Source organism: uncultured Sunxiuqinia sp., assembly GCF_947495665.1.
In the GTDB taxonomy this organism is placed as follows: Bacteria; Bacteroidota; Bacteroidia; order Bacteroidales; family Prolixibacteraceae; genus Sunxiuqinia; species Sunxiuqinia rutila.
Map to the genome: position 1 here is coordinate 1 of NZ_CANLZV010000028.1, position 19737 is coordinate 19737.

The following is a 19737-nucleotide window of genomic DNA, read 5'->3' on the forward strand; positions in this document are numbered from 1 at the left end:
AAAACAGTTACCGGAGCTGATTTTTTGTTCTTTATGTTTCGCACCTCATCGCGGGCACGCTCTGCGGTTGCAAAGGGAGCTTCAATGGTACCCAGATTAGTATCGTTCCCGGATGGTGAGACGTAAATTTCAATGGCATCTTGCGGTTTCTGCGAACAAGAAATAGCAATGAATAAAGATAGCAGGTAGATAAATTTCATAATATGTTGGATTCGTATTTTATTATTGAAGTTCTCTTTTCAATTCTTGAAGTATTTGTAGTGAAGTCTCAGAGACTCTGCCATCTTCCCACATCATCAGGTTAATTGAAAAAGGAACGTTTCTTTGCGAAGCACTTTTTACCCAATTAATTAAAGATTCCTTACTAACACCGGTATTAATCGGCTGATTAGGACTATGTACTCCCACCAACCCACCTCCCACAAGTCACACTATACACATAAACAACAACCACTTCTATTGAAAGCATATATGTATGTATAATTGCATCATATCCTTGGAGCAACATAGAACATACTCTCTCTATTTCCAGAGCTTAACTCTAACTTTATTACAAAAGGTTCTCTGTACTTTCTTTTCGGAATATGCAGATAGAATTCGTTTTTGGCTGCTTCTTCAATTTCAACGTCGCCACTTACAGTTAAGAATTCAGCGCTATCAACTTTCACACCTTTGGGAAGATTCATTTTAAGCACCTTATCCACCGGAACATTGAACACTGCCATATAAACAGTATTTGTATTTTTCTTCCTAGTAAAATATCCCCATTTTTGCATCTCCAGGTCGGCATATTCGCAATCGTAAATCATTTCACCGTTTTCATCCATCCAATTTCCAATCTTACGGGCAAGTTCTACCTCTTCGTTACGAATTGAGCCATCACCTTTTGGCCCAAAATTGAGCATAAAATTGCCTCCATATGCCGCACTACCAACGATCATCTCTATTACTTCGGTAGATGTCTTTACATGTCCTCGCCAGTCGGAGTGATATCCCCATTGATTTTCCGGCACGGTCATAACACATTCCCAGTCATTTTCCATCCTTTTATAGGGAAGTTTACGCTCCCAGCCTTGCTCGTAGTCACCCATCATGTTTCCATTGGAATCAAAATGACGTGCTCCGTATTCATCGGCTCTTAACCTACTGCCTGAAATAATTCTGGGATTGATCTCCTGCATTTTCTTCATTAAATCCCAGGTATAATTTCCATTCTTTTTCACAGAAGCATCCCAAGTGCCATCGTACCAAAAACCTTTGACAGTTGGATAATTAGTCATCAATTCCTCTACTTGGTTAGTCATCCAATCCCAATAACGTTTAAATGCTAGGCTATCCGATTTATTTTTTATATCGTACCTCCAGTCGGGATGGTGCCAGTCCAACACCGAATAATAAAATACGACATCAATACCTTCCTTGTTATAAGCATCTATAAACTCTTTTAGAAGGTCTTTTTGATAAGGTGTATTTTCAATATCAAAATCGGTATACTTACTTGGCCAAATACAAAATCCATCGTGAAACTTGGTCGTAATTAATGCATACTTAGCTCCCATTTTCCTGGCCATTTTAGCCATTCCCGGAGCATCAAATTCTGTGGGATTAAAGTTAGCCCTAATGGAGTCATAGTCTACATCTGATATCTTTGCAGACGATTTAATCCATTCTGCTGCACCCGGGTAGTACTTTCCTTCCCAGTGTCCTCCAGGAACAGAAAACAATCCAAACGTAACAAACTGACCAAAACGGTTAGAACGCCACTTTTGCATGGCCTTATCCGTCCTTTTCTCTATCCGTTGTGCTCCATATTTAAGTTGTTTCTGAGGCTTCTCCTGTGAAAAGAGAGACAAGGTGGAAGCTATTAATATAAATGATAAAATTGAAATTCTCATGATTAATACTGTTTCTAAGGCTACAAACAAATGTGATCCCAAGAGACTCTCGGCTGAAAGTCTCTTGGGATCGCATTTTCACAATTTAATTATTCATCTCCTAGACTTCCGGCATCTTTCCACCCTGGATTCTGTGACAGATTCTTATTCATCACCAAATCCTCAAGCGGGATCGGGAAATAATACTGTTGTGGTTCCTCAAACACACGACCTTCTGGTAATGTTACTTTATATGGCATAATATACCCCTCCACATTCAAATACACATCCTTCTCTGGAACAATATCCGGATATTGATATTGGTTGAATTTGAATCCTAAGGTAGCCTCTGGTTTCAACAGTAACTTAGCCGCTTTCCAACGTACTAGGTCATCCCATCTAAAGTTCTCCCACCCCAGTTCAACACGACGTTCACGTCGGATCTCACGTAAAATAGGAGCTGGCACATAGCCACAATAGGTTGAATAGGCTCCATCCATTACCGGATCATTGGGTATATTACTCATGCTAAGATGAGGCATACCCACCCTGTCTCTCAACAAGTTTATTGTTTCATCTAATACTGTTTGATTGATCTGTCCAAGTTCTGCTTTCGCTTCAGCATTGATCAACAACACTTCTGCATATCTGAAAACAGGACAAGGCATAATTCCTTTATAAACCGCGTTTATTTCATCTGCATCATCTTTCCAGTATTTAATCGGTCGGTATCCGGTAGGTGTAGGCCAACTGTAAGTACCAGGAATATTGGGCATTGCATCATTATACCCTACTCCACGCTGAGTCAATGCGAATGAATTATCCGGATTAAAGATATACTCTCCCGGTGCAGCAATTGTTTGACGCAAACGCGGATCACGGTTGGTCATTTCACTCTGAATACTGTCATCTCCCAAATATAAAGGGCTTACAGAGATTGGAAGGCCGTCCTCACACAGGTACTCTTCAACCATTGACTTTGAGCAACTGGCATACATCCGGAGATTGAAGTTATAATAACGTAGCATTGCATGTCCCAGGATATCAGTAGCATATTCCTTCCACAATAGCACTTCAGGATTATTGGCGTAGCTATCTTGTACAAACAGATCGTAATAATCCTTCTGTGGATCTCCGGTTGACCAGATAGAATATCCGGAATTCAAAAGGGTACCAGATGCACTTACGGCTTCCTGTAGGAATTTATCTCCATCTAGTCCAAGTTCCGTATGATATTTTCTAAAAGTTCCCTCATGCAAACAGATTCGGGCTTTCAACTGAAGTGCCATGTCTTTGTTCAAACGATTGTTTTTCTCACTTCCTTTTTCAGGTAACCACTCAATCGCTTTATCAATGCACATCAACACCGAATCCATTACCTGTGCACGTGGAGTTCTTGGAGCATACAAACCTTCCGATTCGGTTCCCATCGGCTCTGAATACCAGGGTACATCTCCAAACAATTTTACCTTTTCAAAATACTCCCATGCTTTGAACATCATGATCTCACCGGCATAAACATCTCTTTTATCTGGATCAATGTCACCTCTTTTATAATTGGCCAAAAAGTAGTTGATCTTACGTACATTCCCCCAACTCCAGCCACCACTTCCTGAGCCTGTTGGTTCTATGTATTTACCATTCACCATTTTTACTGCAGAATAGTCCTTAGGAACTCCGTTATCAGAGTGTAAATCTCCATAACAGAACCAGCTATCCTGGTAACCATATGGCTGACGAGTAGAATTCGCCCAACTGGTACCATGTCCGCGAACGTAGTCATTATACAATGAGTTGCAATACAATTCCAGATCCGATTCGCTTCTCCAGAAACTTTCGTCGCTTAACCGATCAAGTGGGTAGCGCTCCATAAAGTCATCGTTACAGCCAAATGCCAAGGCAACAATCAGAGCTGATAAAATATATTTTAATTTCATATTATTCATTTTTTTGTTGTTAATCACTTTGTTAAAAGGTTACCTGTAATCCTAAGATATATGAAGTCATCATTGGATAGGTACCAGTCATAACTTCCGGATCAAACACATCCGGAATCTTTGTGATTTCAAGCAGATTGTAACCAGACAGGTAGATCCGTGCCTTGCTTACATCAATTTTCTCAGTAATATTTTTAGGTACAGTGTACCCCAGAGTAAGATTTTTCAACCTGCCGTATGCAGCATTCTGCAAATACCTCGTCTGCACCTGCATGTTTTTTCCGGCCGATTTATACGCAGGCAGAAAAGCATTCGGATTGTCCTCAGTCCAGGAGTTATTCAACCCCCATACGGTACCTGTACCTCCACTTATCATACCCCAGTAGAAAGGACTACTGATCCAGTAATCGCGCTTACCTACGCCCTGCCAGAACATGTTAAAATCAAAGTTCTTCCACGACAGGTCTGTGTTTAATCCAAACTGGTAGCGAGGTGTTGAATTACCAATAATACGACGGTCACCCGGATCGTCTACTGTATTTAAACCGGTATCAATCACTTCGTCGTCATTCAGATTGGCATACTGCACATCTCCCGGTCTCCAAACCCCTGAATTCACCTTACTTTGATCAGGAGCATTCTCTATATCCTGAGATGTCTGAAAAATTCCAACTGTTTCATATCCCCAGATCTCTCCCATCTTTTTACCTACATATAATGAAGAGAGTAGCTTCTCCGGATTCTGATCAAACTTTACGATCTCAGACTGGTAATCTGACAATACAAATGCCAGGTTATATTTCAATCCGTTACTTAGCCTATCGCTATATTTTGCGGAAAATTCCCAACCTGTAGTTTTCATTTTACCGGCATTTTTATTTGGAACTCCGGTTCCCAGAACCGCAGGCAATTGCTCTGCAGCAGTCAAAATATCTGAAGTTGTACGATTATACCAGTCGAAGCTAACATTTAACTTATCGAATAAAGTGGCATCCACTCCAAAGTCGGTTGTTGTAGCTGTCTCCCAGGTAAGCGAAGCACTAACCAATCCCGGAGGGGTTATCCCTTTGGGACGGTCTCCGTTAAAAATATGAGGCACCTGATCAGTTACTCCATAGCTGGGTATGTAAGCATAATTAGCAACATTCTGGTTTCCAAGACTACCGTAGGAAGCTCTCAATTTCAAATTATTAAGAACGTTCCTGGTTGAAGCCATAAAGGATTCTTCAGAAATTCTCCACCCGGCAGAAAAGGATGGGAAAAACTGAAACCGGTCTGCTGTTGGGAATTTTGAAGTTCCGTCATAACGACCGTTCATCTCAAACAGGTACTTACCATTGTAGTTGTAGTTTATCCTGAAAAATGCCCCGCGAATGGCCCAGTGACCTTCGCCGTCATCAAAGTATTTAGTTTCACCGGTAGTCATTCCCAGTACTGGTACATCATCGGTCAACAGATGTTCACCCTTGGCCCAAAGGGACTTATAGACATACCACTCCTGGTTAAAACCGGCAACTCCACTCAACTGGTGCTTATCAGCAAGAGTCACATCATAATTGGCATATGCATTAATGGCATATTTATCTGAATTATTATAGTTTTTTTGTACATACCCCGGGTATGTATGAACGGTTGACGGATTTTCCCACGAAGTATAAATACGCTCCATTACAGGCTGTACCGTTTTCACATATGAGTTGTAGGATTTGTAGGAGAAATCGGCTTTAACGTCAAGCCCATTTATAACCTTGAACGTTGTACCCACACGCAACATCATATCTTCACTTTGGGTTAGCTGGTCGTTATTGCCGTAACGCAAATAGCCCACTTTATTATCAGTAAACATGATACCGCCGCCATACTCTTCCGGAACCTCAACCTGCACCGGACTAAACAAGTTACGCTCTGGATCGTTTGCAAGAGCCGTAAAAATATAGTTTACGTCTAATCCAGATCCTCCGGTAGGCACTGCCGTGCGTATCTGGCTATAAGTTGCTTTCAAATCAACATTGAACCAGTCGGTAATATCGGAAGTAATTCCCAATATTGCGTTATAGCGTTTATTCTCATCTGTCTTAGCATCCATAATACCTTTCTGATCCTTATATCCTAAAGAAGCATAGTAGGTACTGTTATCACCACCTCCAGAAACGGACAAAGTGTGTTTGTGCATTGGGGTGTAATCTCGCATCAATTCATTGTATGAATCGGTATTACCCACCCATACAATCGAATTTCCGTTCATGAAATAGTTGGGAGCAGTCTCAGGGTTTTCAAAATAATCTTTCACATGCTGAAGTGTAGTCTCATCCAATGAATTAGGAGTACCTCCGTCCAGGATTTTGGCATTCATGTATGCTTGCTGATATTGCAGGGAGTTAAGCAGATCTGGTGCTTCTCTTGGCACCTGCACCTGGTAGCTGCCAGAGTAACTCACACTAGGCGCCTGATTTTTAGAGCCTTTTTTTGTTGTCACCAACATTACGCCATAAGTTCCCCTTGCTCCATAAATTGCAGCTGCAGAAGCATCCTTAATCACAGAGATGCTTTCGATGTCTTCAGGATTCAAACGATTAATGTCCATTTCCACACCATCCACTAAGATAAGTGGGGAACCTGACTGAAAACTGTTTCCACTAAATGATGTTCCTCCCCTAATATTAAAAGAAGGATTGGAATTGGGATTACCATTGGCCACAGAAATATTCAGATTAGGTATCACTCCCTGCAGAGCCTGCCCAACATTGGCTACTGGCTTATTCTCCAACACATCGGCTGTTAGGTGTTCCACTGCACCGGTCAGGTTCACCTTTTTCTGTGTACCATACCCCACCGCAACAACTTCTTCAATACCAATGGCATCTTCTATCATTACCACATTAATGGCGGCCTTATTAACAACTTCAATTTCCTGGGTTCTCATTCCTACAAATGAAAACACCAAAACACCATCAGCCGGAACATCTTCAAGAATATAGTTGCCATCAAAATCTGAAATGGTACCTTGGGTTGTGCCCTTCACCACAACAGTAACTCCAGGAAGCGGAGATCCTGAGGCATCTGTAACTTTTCCGATAATCTCCTTTTTCTGATTTGTTAAGTCCGAGAACCTGGAGTCTTGTGCCTTATGAATGACAATCAACTTGTTATTAATCGTATAATTCAAGCCAGATTCAGTTATCAAGAAATCCAGTACTTGCTCAACAGTCTGATTATTTAGATCTAAACTAACAACCCTACTTAAGTCAACCTCCTGATTGTTATAAAAGAAAGAGAAATCAGTCTGGTCTTCAATCTGTTCCAATGCCTTTTCAATCGTTAGGTTTTGTCCTGACACATTTAGCTTTGTTTTTTGGGCATAGCTTGCAGCAGAAACCTGCATGAAAGCTACTAACATAAACAAACAAACTAGTTTCATAATTCGATAGATTTTGAGAGAATCATCCCATAAAGGACGCTCCCCCTTGGTTCGTTTTTTTTTCATAAATTTGACATGTTTAGACAATTATTAATTTGATTGTTTAAAAGGCGGGATGTTGTGGCGACATCTCGTCTTTTCTTTTTAGTTTACATAGGCTTATAAATTAGTTCAAACTCTCTAAAGTTCTTCTTCTTGTAATCAATCGGACTGGTCAATTTCAAGGCATCCAAAACTTGCCAGATGGTTTCCTTGTTTTTAAAACTTCCGGAGTAAACCATGGTCTCCAGGTCTTTTGACTGATAACTCAACCTTACATCATACCAGCGCTCCAAGCGCTTAATCAAGTCAGAAAAAAGAATTTCCTTAAAAATAAATTCCCCATTCACCCAGGCTAATTCTGTTTCAATACGAACTTTTTTCAACTCCGGCTTCATGGTTCTCTGATCAAAACTGATTTTTTCTCCTGGCTTTAAGAGAATAACCTCTTTGTTGTTGGTTCTTAGTTGTACACATCCCTCAGATAGAGTTGTACTTATTTGGCGATCTTCGGCATGACTGCTTACATTGAACTTGGTTCCCGTAACCAACACATCAAACTTATCGGTCTGCACTGTAAAAGGATTCTTGACATCCGACTGAACCTCAAAGTAAGCTTCACCGGTCAATCGAACAAGGCGCTTTTTAGTAGAATAATCTGGACTGACCTCCAGGCGGCTGTCAGCATTGAGCTTCACTTTTGTTCCATCAGCCAGGGTCAATTCGGAACGTGATCCTTGCGGAACGTAAAACGACTCAACTTGTTGTTTCGTTCCAGAAGTTAAACCTGAATGAAAAATCCCGCCAATCAACAGACCTAACAAAAGGATAGCTGCTGCCGACAAACCATACACCCAGGAGGGAAATGTTCGGGGTTGTTTTTGAGAAGCTTGTCGTTTATAAAATTTCAACAATTGCTCGGTTTCACGCGATGCCGTTTTGAGACTGGCATCCCAGGTATCCTTGAGTCCCAGAAATTGCTTTTTGTTCTCCGGACTTTTATGAATCCACTGAAAAAGCCGGGCATTATCTTCTTCCGAAAGGTTTCCATTCAGATACCGGGCAATTAATTGTTCATGATCTGCTGTTTTGTTCATATCCAACCTCTTTTTGGGGGTCTTTTACTAACAACACAACCAAGCATCATAAATTACGTCATCAATTGGAAAGTTTTTTCACCTTATTTTTCAAACAACAGAAATTGAGAAAGATATGAAATAACTTTTCAGATAGTTTTTCTCGCAAGGCAGATAAAGCACGAAACAAACGCGTTTCAACTGTACGCAAAGGAACATTTAAGGCTTCTGCTATTTCCTTATTTTTCAATCCTTCAAAACGACTTAGTTCAATAACTTCGCGGTGAATGTCGGACAACGAGTGAATTGCCTGGTAGATTCTGTCAAGGTTTTCTTTTTCTATTAGGGATTGCTCACCATCGCGATAATACAACAACTCCATTTCTTTAATTCCCTGAAATTGCTGATACTGACTAACCACTTGCTGATGTTTCAGGTAATTCAGACAAGCGTTTCGAATGGATCGAAACAGGTAAGCTTTTAAATGTTCATCATCCAGTTTAAGCTTTTTCTTCTCCCAAATCAATGTAAAAACATCCTGCACCAAGTCTAAAGCCACTTCTTCATCCGCAACAAATTTGAGTGCATACACAAACAACGAATGATGATAATTCTTAAATAGTGTATCGAAGTCTGACATCCTAATCATTTTCCGGACCCAAAACTAATCAAATAAAAATAAGAGAAGGAAACATAAAATAGAACTTATGTTCCGTATGTTGATTTTAGCAGAATTCACCCCCAAAGCCGGTTTCGAAACAAAGAATCATTAAAAATAACGGAGAAGCTGCCATTCATTCTGTTTTATTTCGTCAAACAATTGTAAGTTTGCCATGCAACCTGCGGGAAGGTCAACCGACTGACTTCAAGGGAAGAATCAACTACATTTGTATTCCGCTCATTGGCTATAATGACAAGCTATTGACGAAACTGGTGCATGCTTTCCTTTTCCCGCCCAAAAACAAAAAAATGACTGCCGAAAAAAGATTGGGTTTCGTTGGAATTATCATTGAAGACCGAACGAATAGTGCCTCCCTGGTGAATGAGCTGCTGAGCAAACACGCCGACCTCATTCTGGCTCGTACCGGAATTCCCCGAGCCAAGGGGCACACCTCTGTTATTACCTTGGTGGTGGACTGCACGACCGATGAATTGGGACAACTTACCGGACGATTAGGAGCAATAAATGGAGTACAAATCAAATCAGGACTGGCAAAAAACGGATAACATGAAAACAGCAACACCAACATTCATCAACGAACAGGCAATTCACGATATTCTGGAGAAGCACAGTCAGCCTGATTTTGCGCAAGTGCGTGACGTATTGGCCAAAGCAAGCGAAATGAAAGGACTCAAGCTTGAAGAAGTGGCCATATTAAGTGGAATCAGCGATCCGACACTGCTGGAAGAATTGTTCCAGACAGCCAATCAGATCAAAGACACCATTTACGGAAAGCGGTTGGTACTCTTTGCGCCTTTGTACATCTCCAATCTGTGCGCCAACGAATGCACCTACTGCGCCTTTCGTGCCAAAAACAAGGCCATTGTCCGCAAGGCTTTAAACCAGGAAGAAGTCAGGCATGAAACCGAAGCACTCATCAAACAAGGGCACAAACGCGTTCTTTTGGTGGCTGGTGAATCCTATCCCAAGCAAGGGTTTCAGTATGTATTGGACTCCGTTCGCTCGGTTTATGCCGCACGTCACAACGACACCGAAATACGACGCGTAAACGTGAATGTAGCCCCTTTGACCGATGAAGAGTTCAAACTATTGAAAGCTGAAAACATTGGCACCTACCAACTCTTTCAGGAAACTTATCATCGCCAGACCTATCAAAAGGTACACATTGGCGGAAAAAAAATGGATTACAACTGGCGGGTTACTGCACTTCACCGAGCCATGGAAGCGGGAATTGATGATGTAGGAATCGGTGTACTCTTTGGTCTTTACGATGCCCGTTTTGAGTTGCTGGCCATGATGCAGCACATTTTTGAGCTGGAACGCGTCTTTGGAGTTGGCCCACATACCATCAGCGTTCCCCGCATGGAACCCGCCACCGGCTCCGATGTCGCTTCTCACCCACCCTTTCCGGTTTCCAACCTGGAGTTCCGCAAGATTGTTGCCATTTTGCGTTTAGCAGTTCCATATACGGGCATTATTATGTCGACACGCGAAACGGCCAAAATGCGTCGGGAGACTTTTGCCTTGGGCGTTTCTCAGATTTCAGCCGGTAGCCGCACCAACCCCGGGGGATATGAAGAGGAAGTTGAAGATGAAGTTTCCGGCCAATTCAGTCTGGGCGACCATCGCCCCTTGGATGAAGTCATTCGTGACGTGGCTGAAATGGGCTATATTCCTTCATTTTGTACCGGCTGTTACCGCTTGGGACGCACCGGTCAGGATTTCATGGACTTAGCCAAGCCCGGAGCAATTAAAGCCCACTGTGGTCCCAATGCCCTGTCAAGCTTTATGGAATACCTCAACAATTACGCTTCGCCACAAACCTATGAAACCGGTATTCAGTTAATTGAAAAGACCATTGCCGGCATGAAAGGCTTACCCGGAGAACGTGCTCGTAAACTGGTTGAGCGGGTTAAGCAAGGAGAAAAAGATATGTTCTGCTAATTAATGATTCAAGTTTGAAAACTCAGCCAAGGCGCTCAGATACAATTCGGAGGCACCAATTGATATTTTTCTAAATAAATGTTAAGGGTGTTTTTATTTAGAACTATTCTTAATAAATTGCTCTCGTTATAAACTCTAAAATAGAAATTATGAAAAAATTGGTTTTAGTATTAGCAATTGTATTCGCTTTCGGTGTAACATATGCAGGAAATGCTGTTTCTGACAAAAAAGAAACAAAAACAGAGCAAGTAAGCACTGTTGATAAAGACAAAAAAGAAAAGAAAACTGCAAAAACTGAAAAGAAAGAAGATTGTGCTACGAAGAGCGAAAAGAAATGCTGCAGCAAAAAAACAGACTGTGGCGACAAAAAATAAGCCTTCGTATTTTCATACCTATCAAAAGCCGGCCATTGAGTCGGCTTTTTTCGTGCTCTATCCGGAGATAAACTAAAGCAAAGCGCTCGTTATTCATCCAAATAGAACCAAAAGAGATACCTATCCACAAGGCTGGCCAGCGTTTTTTTTTGCAAAAACGTTGCTAAGAAAACAGATCCTTCGTACTTTTCAGCCTTAATCGCAAACAGATGAAATCCCCCAAATCTTTTCGTTTACATATTGGCCTTTTTGGGCGTCGCAATGTTGGAAAATCCTCCTTGCTGAATGCACTAACCCAACAGGAAGTATCCATTGTTTCAGACGTAGCCGGCACCACCACCGACCCGGTTGAAAAACCCATGGAATTACTACCTCTTGGCCCGGTCTTGTTTATTGATACTGCCGGTATGGACGACGTTGGTTCACTTGGCGAAAAAAGGGTCCAAAAAACAAAGGCCGTTTTTGAGCGTACCGATTTGGGAATTCTGATTTCGACCAGCGAGCTTTGGGGTGACTTTGAAGAAACAACCCTGCGCGAGTTAAGAGAACGGGAGATTCCGACAATCATCGTTTTCAACAAGACTGACCTGCACCAGCCTCAAGCTTGCCTACTCAACAACTTAACGGCCGAAAAAATTCCCATTGTTGAAACCTCGGCAACCACCAAAGCCGGAATTGACTCCTTGCGCCAAACCATTCTCAAAACGGCCCCTGACGATTACATCAACCGCCCGGCAATTGTTGCTGACCTGGTTGGCCCGGGCGAAGCTGCCATACTGGTTGTGCCGATTGACAAGGAAGCACCCAAAGGTCGTCTCATTCTTCCTCAGGTACAAAGCATCCGCGATTTACTGGATGGCGACTCCTTTTGCATGGTGGTAAAAGACCAACAACTTCCCGAAGCCCTGTCAAGAATGAACACACCCCCAAAACTGGTGGTTACCGACAGCCAGGCATTTACCAAAGTGGCGGCCCTTACGCCCCCCGAAATCCCGCTTACGGGCTTTTCCATTCTCTTTGCCCGGTTCCAGGGTGACCTCAACGCCATGGTACGAGGCGCAATGGCTATCGACCAGCTGAAAGATGGCGACCGCGTTCTTATTGCCGAAGCCTGTTCGCATCATCCCATTCAGGAAGATATTGGAACCGTGAAAATCCCCAAATGGCTTAACCAATACGTGGGTGGAAAGCTACAAATTGAGCACGCCCGAGGCCGCGATTTTCCGGCCGACATCAGTTCGTACAAACTGATCATTCACTGCGGGGCCTGTATGTGGAACCGACGCGAGATGCTATCGCGTATTTTAAGAGCCGAGCAAGCGGATGTCCCTATCACCAACTACGGGTTAACCATTGCCTATTCGCTGGGCATTTTTGAACGGGCACTGCAACCATTCCCTGATGCACTGAAGATTTATAAAAAAAAAGCAGCCATCAGCTAATTGAATGATTGAACCAAAGCGTAATTTAAACTTTCACTCGGGCAAAATGGAAAAATGAAGTCTGCCGATTTCCTCAAAAGAGATGGTGCCTTGGTGCTTATTAAAGAAATTTACGCAAGCCCAAACACCACTATCAACACTTTAAATTGTTGCGACTCCCATTTTTGCCTAATTTAGCGAGGTTTTCATCCCGAAGAAAATAATAAACCAACAACCGTAATACCAGTGACAGGCATGAAAAAAGTTGCATGAGCAAAATACGTAAGTTATTTTAGCTTAATGAACTCAAATTCCTGTTGGACTTGGCATTACTAAAAATGAATGATTAACCATGAAGATTTTAATTTCGACGATCTGCATTCTTTTTACTCTGAATGCAACAGTTGCTCAAGAGCGCTACCTGGAGGAAATAACGGACTCTGTACAAACAGAAACCTTTACTTACATTCAAAAAGACGGTCAGCAGCTGGAACTTGATGTTTATACACCGGCTTTCGACAGTCAGGACACACGTCCTGTTCTACTATATGTTCATGGTGGTGGCTTTTCAGGAGGTACCCGTGACGGAGGTAGGATCCCCGCCTTTTGCAAAAAAATAGCCCGACGTGGCTATGTGGCCGTTTCCATCACTTACCGCCTCACGCGCAAAGGCACACCCACAGGCTTTGGTTGCGATTGTCCGGCTGATGAAAAAATGAAAACATTCGTTGCTGCCGTTGAAGACATTCAGGATGCCACCTATTTCTTAATTCAAAACCGGGAGCAGCTAGGAATTGATCCCTATCGGATCATCCTTTCGGGCAGCAGTGCCGGAGCCGAATCTGTGCTTATGGCTGCCTATCAGCCGCCCTATTGCTACGATCTGGATAAAGGACCAGTGAGCTATGCCGGTGTCATTTCAATGGCCGGAGCCATTCCCGACACCTCGGTTATTTACAAGGAATCAGCCGTTCCATCCTTGCTTTTTCATGGCACTTGCGATAACCTGGTTCCGTATGGCTCCGCTCCACACCATTATTGCAACGAAGACAAACCGGGTTACCTGGTTTTGCACGGCGGAAAAACCATTGCCGACCGCTTGCATCAGCTCGACAAACCCTACTGGCTTTATACCCTTTGCGGGGAAAATCACCGGATTGCCAGCTCGCCCATGGTAGAGCAATTTGACGAAATCATCAGCTTTTGCAATGACTTTGTCCTTCATCAGTCCAAAAACCAAATTCATACCGTCATCCCTGGCAAACACAATTGTCAGTATCCTGAATTCGACTATTGTCAAAACTAAATTATGCACCAATGAGAACCTCGATTTTTCTAATCATGATCCTTTTATCAGCTACAAATTCCATATTCGCCCAGTCTGCCAACGTCGTCACGTACAACATTCGTTACGCCAACGAGGGAGACGGAGTTAATGCCTGGTCAAACCGGAAACTTCTGGTTACCGACCTGTTGCGTTTTCACGAAGCCGACATTATTGGACTTCAGGAAGCCTTATACGAACAGGTGACCGATATTTCCCTGCAGCTTCCCGGCTTTGACCAAATTGGTGTTGGGCGCGAGGATGGCAAGGCAGAAGGTGAATATTCGCCCATTTTTTACAACAGCAGAAAATATCAGCTGAAAGATCATGGCTGGTTCTGGCTTTCCGAAACACCGGAGGTTCCCAGCATGGGATGGGATGCTGCTTGCAAACGGATTTGCACGTACGCCTGGTTTGAAGACTACGATAAAAGGAAAACCTTTTGGGTTTTCAACACGCACTTTGACCATGTAGGTGACGAAGCACGGCTCAACTCCGCCCGACTGATTCTTCAGAAGATTGACTCGCTGAACACCAAAAATGACCCGGTTATTTTGATGGGCGATTTTAACCTGACGCCGGAAGCTGCGCCAATTGCCCGCCTCGAAACCCAGTTTTTCGACAGCAAAAAGGTTTCTGCTCAGGCCCCTTATGGCCCGGAAGGAACCTACAATGCTTTTGACTTCAACAGTGAATTAAAAAATCGCATCGACTATATTTTTGTCAAAGGAAAAATTGAAGTGTTGAAGTATGGCGTACTGACTGACTCCTACGAGCAGCGCTATCCATCAGATCATCTTCCGGTGTTGATTGAAGTGGCATTTTAACACTGAACTTTTTGGGGCTTCTGCTGTCCTAAAAGGTAATGAAATTTGATTACCTGATTATCGGACAAGGATTGGCCGGCACCCTGCTTGTACACGCCTTGAAAAAACGCGGAAAGTCATGCATGGTGCTGGACAATCCGGAGCAGCCCAAAGCCTCTGAAGTTGCAGCAGGAGTGATCAATCCTGTTGTTTTCAGGCGCCTAACCAAAAGCTGGCTCATTGATGAGCTTTCCCCCCAGCTACTCAGCACCTATGCCGAGTTAGAACACGAATTTGGTACCCGCCTGTTTTATCCGCTCCAAATCAAAAAAGTACTCGGTAAAGGAGAAAATGAATTCTGGCGAAAGAAGGTTGCTGACGACAAACTTCAGAACTACCTTCTTCAGGAACCGGAACCAATCAGCTCCCCATACATTGAGGCGCCGTTTGGAGTTGGCACAGTCATCCAAAGCGGACGTGTGGATCTCAGTCAACTGATTGAGAGTATGCGCCAACAGCTTCAATCGGAAAACAGTATTCAGTTTGAGAAAGTTGCCTGGAATAAACTTACCTTACAAGAAAACCGGGTCATTTACCAGGACCTGGAAGCTCAAAAAGTCATTTTCTGTGAAGGCCATGCCGTTTCCCAAAATCCATTCTTTAAAAACCTTCAGTTCAAACATACCAAGGGAGAAGTGCTTCGGATAAAAACGACCACTTACAACGAAAACTTCATCCTTAATAAAGCCATGTTTTTAATGCCCGAAGGAGAACAGTATTACCGACTTGGTGCAACCTACGATTGGAATGATTTAAGTACCTCACCTCAGGACCATGCCCGAATTGAGCTGACGGAAAAACTCAGCACGTTCTTCACAGGTACGTATGAAGTGGTCGATCACCAGGCTGGCATTCGGCCAACTACACACGACCGGCGGCCGGTTCTCGGGCTTCATCCCCAATACCCAGAGCTTGGTATTTTCAACGGGTTAGGCTCCAAAGGAACCATGCTTGGCCCCTACTTTGCCCGGCAATTTGCCCGCTTCCTGTGTGACGAAGATCAGACTATTCAGCCTGAGGTAAACATAAACCGCTACTTCCCGGAAAGAAAACAGTCCCGTTAACGGGCTCAAAACCACGAACGAAAAAACTCCAAGGGTTCGAAAAAATAAAAAAGCGTATATTAACGTGCTAAACGTTGGATATCATCCTGCACCTCAACATAAACGGCCTGAATCAAAACTCATGAAGGCCATGCAAAACACCTGTAGAACTGTTTTCCTGCGTACGGGACATTCAAAGGTCTTTGCCTGGCTTCATCAACTAAAAATTTAAAGAAAACATCATTTAACGCATATCAAAATGATGTTAACAGAAACATAAATCAGAATCGTTTGAAAGCATTTGGCGAAATCATTATCAAGTTATCGGATCTCATTTGGGGGGCTCCTCTGCTGATCCTCTTACTCGGAGGCGGACTTTATTTTTTATTCATTTCTCGGTTGGCTCCGATTAAATACATTGGTCATGCCATTCAGATTTTACGTGGGAAATACGATGATCCTGAAGAAGCCGGACAATTGCACCACTACCAGGCACTGGCAACGGCCCTGGCCGGAACCGTAGGAATGGGTAACATTAGCGGAGTAGCCATTGCCATTACCACAGGCGGACCAGGAGCCATTTTCTGGATGTGGATTTCCGCGTTGGTCGGCATTTCAACCAAGTTTTTCACCTGCTCGCTGGCGGTTATGTACCGCGGAAAAGACAATGCCGGAGAAATACAGGGTGGCCCCATGTATGTCATCACCGAAGGCCTTGGCAAGCGTTGGAAACCACTGGCCATTTTCTTCTCCGTTACCGCCATGCTTGGCGTGCTTCCAATATTTCAGGCCAATCAGCTCACCCAGGCCATTAGCGATGTGGTGCTGCAGCCCAACGGCATTCCGGCATCCTTCACCAGTAACTTAATTATCGGATTGGTACTGGCTTTTATTGTCGCCTTGGTTATTTTAGGCGGCGTGAAACGAATTGGAAAGGTAACCGGACGTGTGGTACCTGTTATGATTGTCGTCTATATTGTCACCATTCTGTACATTGTTCTCTCCAATGCCAACGAAATAATTCCAAGTTTAAAGCTGATTTTCGCCGATGCCTTTACCGGCAACGCCGTTCTTGGTGGTTCGCTGGGGGCCATCATCATCACCGGCGTTCGGCGGGCCGCGTTTTCCAATGAAGCAGGAGTTGGTACTGCTCCCATGGCTCATGGTGCCGCCAAAACCAACGAACCGATTCGCGAAGGACTCGTGGCGATGCTGGGCCCCATTATCGATACCATTATCGTTTGCACCATGACTGCCCTGGCCATCATTATTACCGGGGTTTGGAAGCACAGCGAGGCCGACGGCATCACCCTCACCGCCGAAGCCTTTGACCAGGTCATTCCGTACGGTAGCTATTTACTGACCATTTGTGTCAGCTTTTTCGCGCTGTCAACCATGTTTGCCTTTCCCTACTATGGCAGTAAATGCCTGAGCTTTGTTGCAGGAACCCAATATCAAAAATGGTATCACTACGCGGTGGTTATCCTGGTCGTTGTTGGTTCCGTGTCGCAACTTCAGGTTGTGGTTAGTTTTTTAGACCTGTCTTTTGCCCTAATGGCCTTCCCCACCATGATCAGCGCCATTTTGCTTTCCGGACAGGTGCGCAAGGCTGCCCGGGTTTATTTCAAAAAGCTCGAACTCAAACAATTTTAACGCGTTAGCCAAAAGGTTTCTTACTTCAGTCCGCTCAAAACATTCAAATAATCGCCATGTTTTTTATAACTTAGAGCCAATTATTTTTGAACGAACCATTGAATTAATCAACCATGAACAAAAACGTTTTACTCCTATTGGCCGTTGTCACCGGGCTGCTTTCGTGCACCCCTGAAGAGCCAACCGATTTAACCCAAAACCAAGTGATTCCGAAGCCTGTATCCGTTACTGCTACCGGAAAAGCGTTCCGACTATCAGCCCAAACCAAAATCTATGTTCAGGCGGGCTCCAACCTGGAAGCCACAGCCCAATACCTGCAAAGCAAACTAACACCAGCAACAGGATTTCAACTTCCGGTTGAAGTCGTTAGCGACATGCCTTCGGCAGGGATTTTTATCAGCCTGACCAATGATTCAGAATTGGGAAATGAAGGTTATGAATTACAAATCGACAAAAAATTGCTCACCCTGAAAGCCAACAAGGCTGAAGGTGCTTTCCGCGGTATTCAAACCATCCGCCAGCTGTTGCCGCTTTCCATTGCCAGCAGCAGTGTTCAGCAAACCGACTGGGTGATTGCAACCGGAACCATTCGCGACTTCCCGGAGTATGAATACCGGGGAACCATGCTCGACGTTGCCCGTCACTTTCTGGGGGGTGACGATGTAAAACACTACCTCGACCTGATGGCGTATTATAAATTCAACATTATGCACCTGCACCTGACTGATGACCAGGGTTGGCGCATCGAAATTAAATCGTGGCCGAAACTGACCGAAATTGGTGGAAGTACGGAAGTTGGTAGTGGCGAAGGCGGATTCTACACCCAGGACCAATATACCGAGCTGGTCAACTATGCGGCCGAACGCTTCATCACGATCATTCCTGAAATTGACATGCCCGGCCACACCAATGCGGCTTTAGCTTCGTATGCCGAGTTGAACTGCGACGGCAAAGCCACAGAGCTATACACCGGCATTGAGGTTGGTTTCAGCACCTTGTGTACCGACAAGGAAATTACCTACGAATTTATTGACGATGTCATTGGCGAATTGGCGTCATTAACTCCCGGACCATACATCCACATTGGTGGCGACGAATCGCATGTGACTAAAAAAGAGGATTACATTCCTTTTATCGAGCGGGTACAAGACCTGGTTTATGCCCACGGAAAAACCATGATTGGCTGGGACGAAGTAACTCTGGCTAAATTGGATGAGCGCAGCATTGCGCAGTACTGGTCAAGCGCCGACAATGCCAAAAATGCCGTTCAGCAAGGCGTAAAAGTCATCATGTCGCCAGCCAAGAAGGCTTACCTGGACATGAAATACGATTCCTTGTCTACGCTTGGCTTGCACTGGGCCGGATACATTGAGGTTGACACGGGTTATGACTGGGATCCGACCAAGCTGGAAAAAGAAATTAGCTGGGAAAATATTCTGGGCATTGAAGCTCCGCTGTGGACGGAAACCGTTACCAATCGCGCCGATATGGAATACCTGGTATTCCCGCGTCTGGCTGGCTATGCAGAAATTGGCTGGTCGCCTGCCGAAGGAAAAAGCTGGGATGAATACAAAGTTCGCCTCGCTGCTCATGGTAAGCAATACGACACCTGGGGCATCAATTATTACCGGTCAAAACTGGTTCCCTGGGAGGAATAAGGAAGAATAAAAAACAACGAAAGGCTGTCTCTAAAAAGGCAGCCTTTTTAGTTCTCAGGCATCGGGCAGGCGTTCAGGTGTATCAAGCGGGCATTCAGGCTCATCGAGCAGGCGTTCGGACCCATCGAGCGGCTCTTCGGACGCATCAAGTGGACGTTCTGACACATCGAGCAGACGTTCAATTACATCGAGCAGACGTTCTGGTTCATTGAGCAGATGTTCAGGCGCATCAAGCAGACGTTCAGACGCATTGAGTGATTGTTCCGACACATCGAGCGGATGTTCGGACTCATCAAGCAGGCGTTCAGGCACATCGAGCAGACGTTCAGGCGCATTAAGCATGCTATTTGGAGGTAATGTTCATTAAACTGTGTCAATTGTATTTTTTGCTATTAGAGTTTTAGTTTGCATCGTTCTCCAAATTTGAT

16 protein-coding genes are annotated in these 19737 nt (G+C 44.0%); 9 read left to right on the forward strand and 7 right to left on the reverse strand.

Annotation, left to right across the window (positions count from 1 at the left end; genetic code table 11):
* The 6 genes from Q1A18_RS18735 to Q1A18_RS18760 form a co-directional block, all read right to left on the reverse strand.
* A partial coding sequence (locus Q1A18_RS18735; protein WP_299584589.1) for a hypothetical protein occupies positions 1-200 on the reverse strand: 200 nt, incomplete at its 3' end.
* 288 nt (positions 201-488) lie between these two features.
* Entirely contained in the window at positions 489-1895 is a 1407-nt protein-coding gene (locus tag Q1A18_RS18740; protein WP_299584592.1) for an alpha-L-fucosidase, read from the reverse strand.
* Positions 1896-1984: 89 nt separating this feature from the next.
* Positions 1985-3811 (reverse strand): RagB/SusD family nutrient uptake outer membrane protein, encoded by a 1827-nt coding sequence (locus Q1A18_RS18745; RefSeq protein WP_299584595.1) that lies wholly within the window; start codon positions 3809-3811, stop codon positions 1985-1987.
* Between the two features lie 31 nt (positions 3812-3842).
* The gene (locus Q1A18_RS18750; protein WP_299584598.1) at positions 3843-7229 is read right to left on the reverse strand and encodes a TonB-dependent receptor; all 3387 of its coding nucleotides are present in this window, start codon (positions 7227-7229) and stop codon (positions 3843-3845) included.
* Between the two features lie 149 nt (positions 7230-7378).
* Positions 7379-8365: a FecR domain-containing protein gene (locus Q1A18_RS18755; protein WP_299584601.1), complete on the reverse strand. Its 987-nt coding sequence runs from the start codon at positions 8363-8365 to the stop codon at positions 7379-7381.
* Positions 8366-8426: 61 nt separating this feature from the next.
* Positions 8427-8984, reverse strand: a complete 558-nt coding sequence (locus Q1A18_RS18760; protein WP_299584604.1) for an RNA polymerase sigma-70 factor — start codon at positions 8982-8984, stop codon at positions 8427-8429.
* Between the two features lie 188 nt (positions 8985-9172).
* Here Q1A18_RS18760 and Q1A18_RS18765 point away from each other — a divergent pair, with 188 nt between their 5' ends.
* From Q1A18_RS18765 to Q1A18_RS18805, 9 genes are all read left to right on the forward strand, one after another.
* On the forward strand, positions 9173-9571 hold the full coding sequence (locus tag Q1A18_RS18765) for a TM1266 family iron-only hydrogenase system putative regulator (protein WP_299584607.1): 399 nt from the start codon (positions 9173-9175) through the stop codon (positions 9569-9571).
* Between the two features lies 1 nt (position 9572).
* A complete protein-coding gene (hydG, locus tag Q1A18_RS18770) occupies positions 9573-10970 on the forward strand; it encodes a [FeFe] hydrogenase H-cluster radical SAM maturase HydG (protein ID WP_299584610.1) in 1398 nt (465 codons plus the stop codon).
* A 149-nt stretch (positions 10971-11119) separates the two neighbouring features.
* The gene (locus tag Q1A18_RS18775) at positions 11120-11344 is read left to right on the forward strand and encodes a hypothetical protein (RefSeq protein WP_299584613.1); all 225 of its coding nucleotides are present in this window, start codon (positions 11120-11122) and stop codon (positions 11342-11344) included.
* A gap of 209 nt (positions 11345-11553) precedes the next feature.
* Positions 11554-12786 (forward strand): [FeFe] hydrogenase H-cluster maturation GTPase HydF, encoded by a 1233-nt coding sequence (hydF, locus tag Q1A18_RS18780; RefSeq protein WP_299584616.1) that lies wholly within the window; start codon positions 11554-11556, stop codon positions 12784-12786.
* A 331-nt stretch (positions 12787-13117) separates the two neighbouring features.
* Complete coding sequence (locus tag Q1A18_RS18785; protein ID WP_299584619.1) at positions 13118-14071, forward strand: alpha/beta hydrolase; 954 nt, start codon at positions 13118-13120, stop codon at positions 14069-14071.
* A gap of 11 nt (positions 14072-14082) precedes the next feature.
* Entirely contained in the window at positions 14083-14916 is an 834-nt protein-coding gene (locus Q1A18_RS18790; protein WP_299584622.1) for an endonuclease/exonuclease/phosphatase family protein, read from the forward strand.
* A gap of 38 nt (positions 14917-14954) precedes the next feature.
* Entirely contained in the window at positions 14955-16019 is a 1065-nt protein-coding gene (locus Q1A18_RS18795) for an FAD-binding oxidoreductase (RefSeq protein ID WP_299584625.1), read from the forward strand.
* A 270-nt stretch (positions 16020-16289) separates the two neighbouring features.
* On the forward strand, positions 16290-17651 hold the full coding sequence (locus Q1A18_RS18800) for an alanine/glycine:cation symporter family protein (protein WP_299584628.1): 1362 nt from the start codon (positions 16290-16292) through the stop codon (positions 17649-17651).
* Between the two features lie 113 nt (positions 17652-17764).
* Entirely contained in the window at positions 17765-19309 is a 1545-nt protein-coding gene (locus tag Q1A18_RS18805) for a beta-N-acetylhexosaminidase (RefSeq protein WP_299584631.1), read from the forward strand.
* 54 nt (positions 19310-19363) lie between these two features.
* On the opposite strand, the gene Q1A18_RS18810 is transcribed toward Q1A18_RS18805, so the two are convergent.
* Positions 19364-19651, reverse strand: a complete 288-nt coding sequence (locus Q1A18_RS18810; RefSeq protein WP_299584634.1) for a hypothetical protein — start codon at positions 19649-19651, stop codon at positions 19364-19366.
* Between the last annotated feature and the right edge of the window lie 86 nt (positions 19652-19737).

Excerpts from the sequence above, each read along its gene's own strand:
- Q1A18_RS18740 (WP_299584592.1), bottom strand. The coding sequence starts at position 1,895 with ATGAGAATTTCAATTTTATCATTTATATTAATAGCTTCCACCTTGTCT.
- Q1A18_RS18745 (WP_299584595.1), bottom strand. The coding sequence starts at position 3,811 with ATGAAATTAAAATATATTTTATCAGCTCTGATTGTTGCCTTGGCATTT.
- Q1A18_RS18750 (WP_299584598.1), bottom strand. The coding sequence starts at position 7,229 with ATGAAACTAGTTTGTTTGTTTATGTTAGTAGCTTTCATGCAGGTTTCT.
- Q1A18_RS18755 (WP_299584601.1), bottom strand. The coding sequence starts at position 8,365 with ATGAACAAAACAGCAGATCATGAACAATTAATTGCCCGGTATCTGAAT.
- Q1A18_RS18760 (WP_299584604.1), bottom strand. The coding sequence starts at position 8,984 with ATGTCAGACTTCGATACACTATTTAAGAATTATCATCATTCGTTGTTT.
- hydG (WP_299584610.1), top strand. The coding sequence starts at position 9,573 with ATGAAAACAGCAACACCAACATTCATCAACGAACAGGCAATTCACGAT.
- Q1A18_RS18775 (WP_299584613.1), top strand. The coding sequence starts at position 11,120 with ATGAAAAAATTGGTTTTAGTATTAGCAATTGTATTCGCTTTCGGTGTA.
- hydF (WP_299584616.1), top strand. The coding sequence starts at position 11,554 with ATGAAATCCCCCAAATCTTTTCGTTTACATATTGGCCTTTTTGGGCGT.
- Q1A18_RS18785 (WP_299584619.1), top strand. The coding sequence starts at position 13,118 with ATGAAGATTTTAATTTCGACGATCTGCATTCTTTTTACTCTGAATGCA.
- Q1A18_RS18790 (WP_299584622.1), top strand. The coding sequence starts at position 14,083 with ATGAGAACCTCGATTTTTCTAATCATGATCCTTTTATCAGCTACAAAT.
- Q1A18_RS18795 (WP_299584625.1), top strand. The coding sequence starts at position 14,955 with ATGAAATTTGATTACCTGATTATCGGACAAGGATTGGCCGGCACCCTG.
- Q1A18_RS18805 (WP_299584631.1), top strand. The coding sequence starts at position 17,765 with ATGAACAAAAACGTTTTACTCCTATTGGCCGTTGTCACCGGGCTGCTT.
- Q1A18_RS18810 (WP_299584634.1), bottom strand. The coding sequence starts at position 19,651 with ATGCTTAATGCGCCTGAACGTCTGCTCGATGTGCCTGAACGCCTGCTT.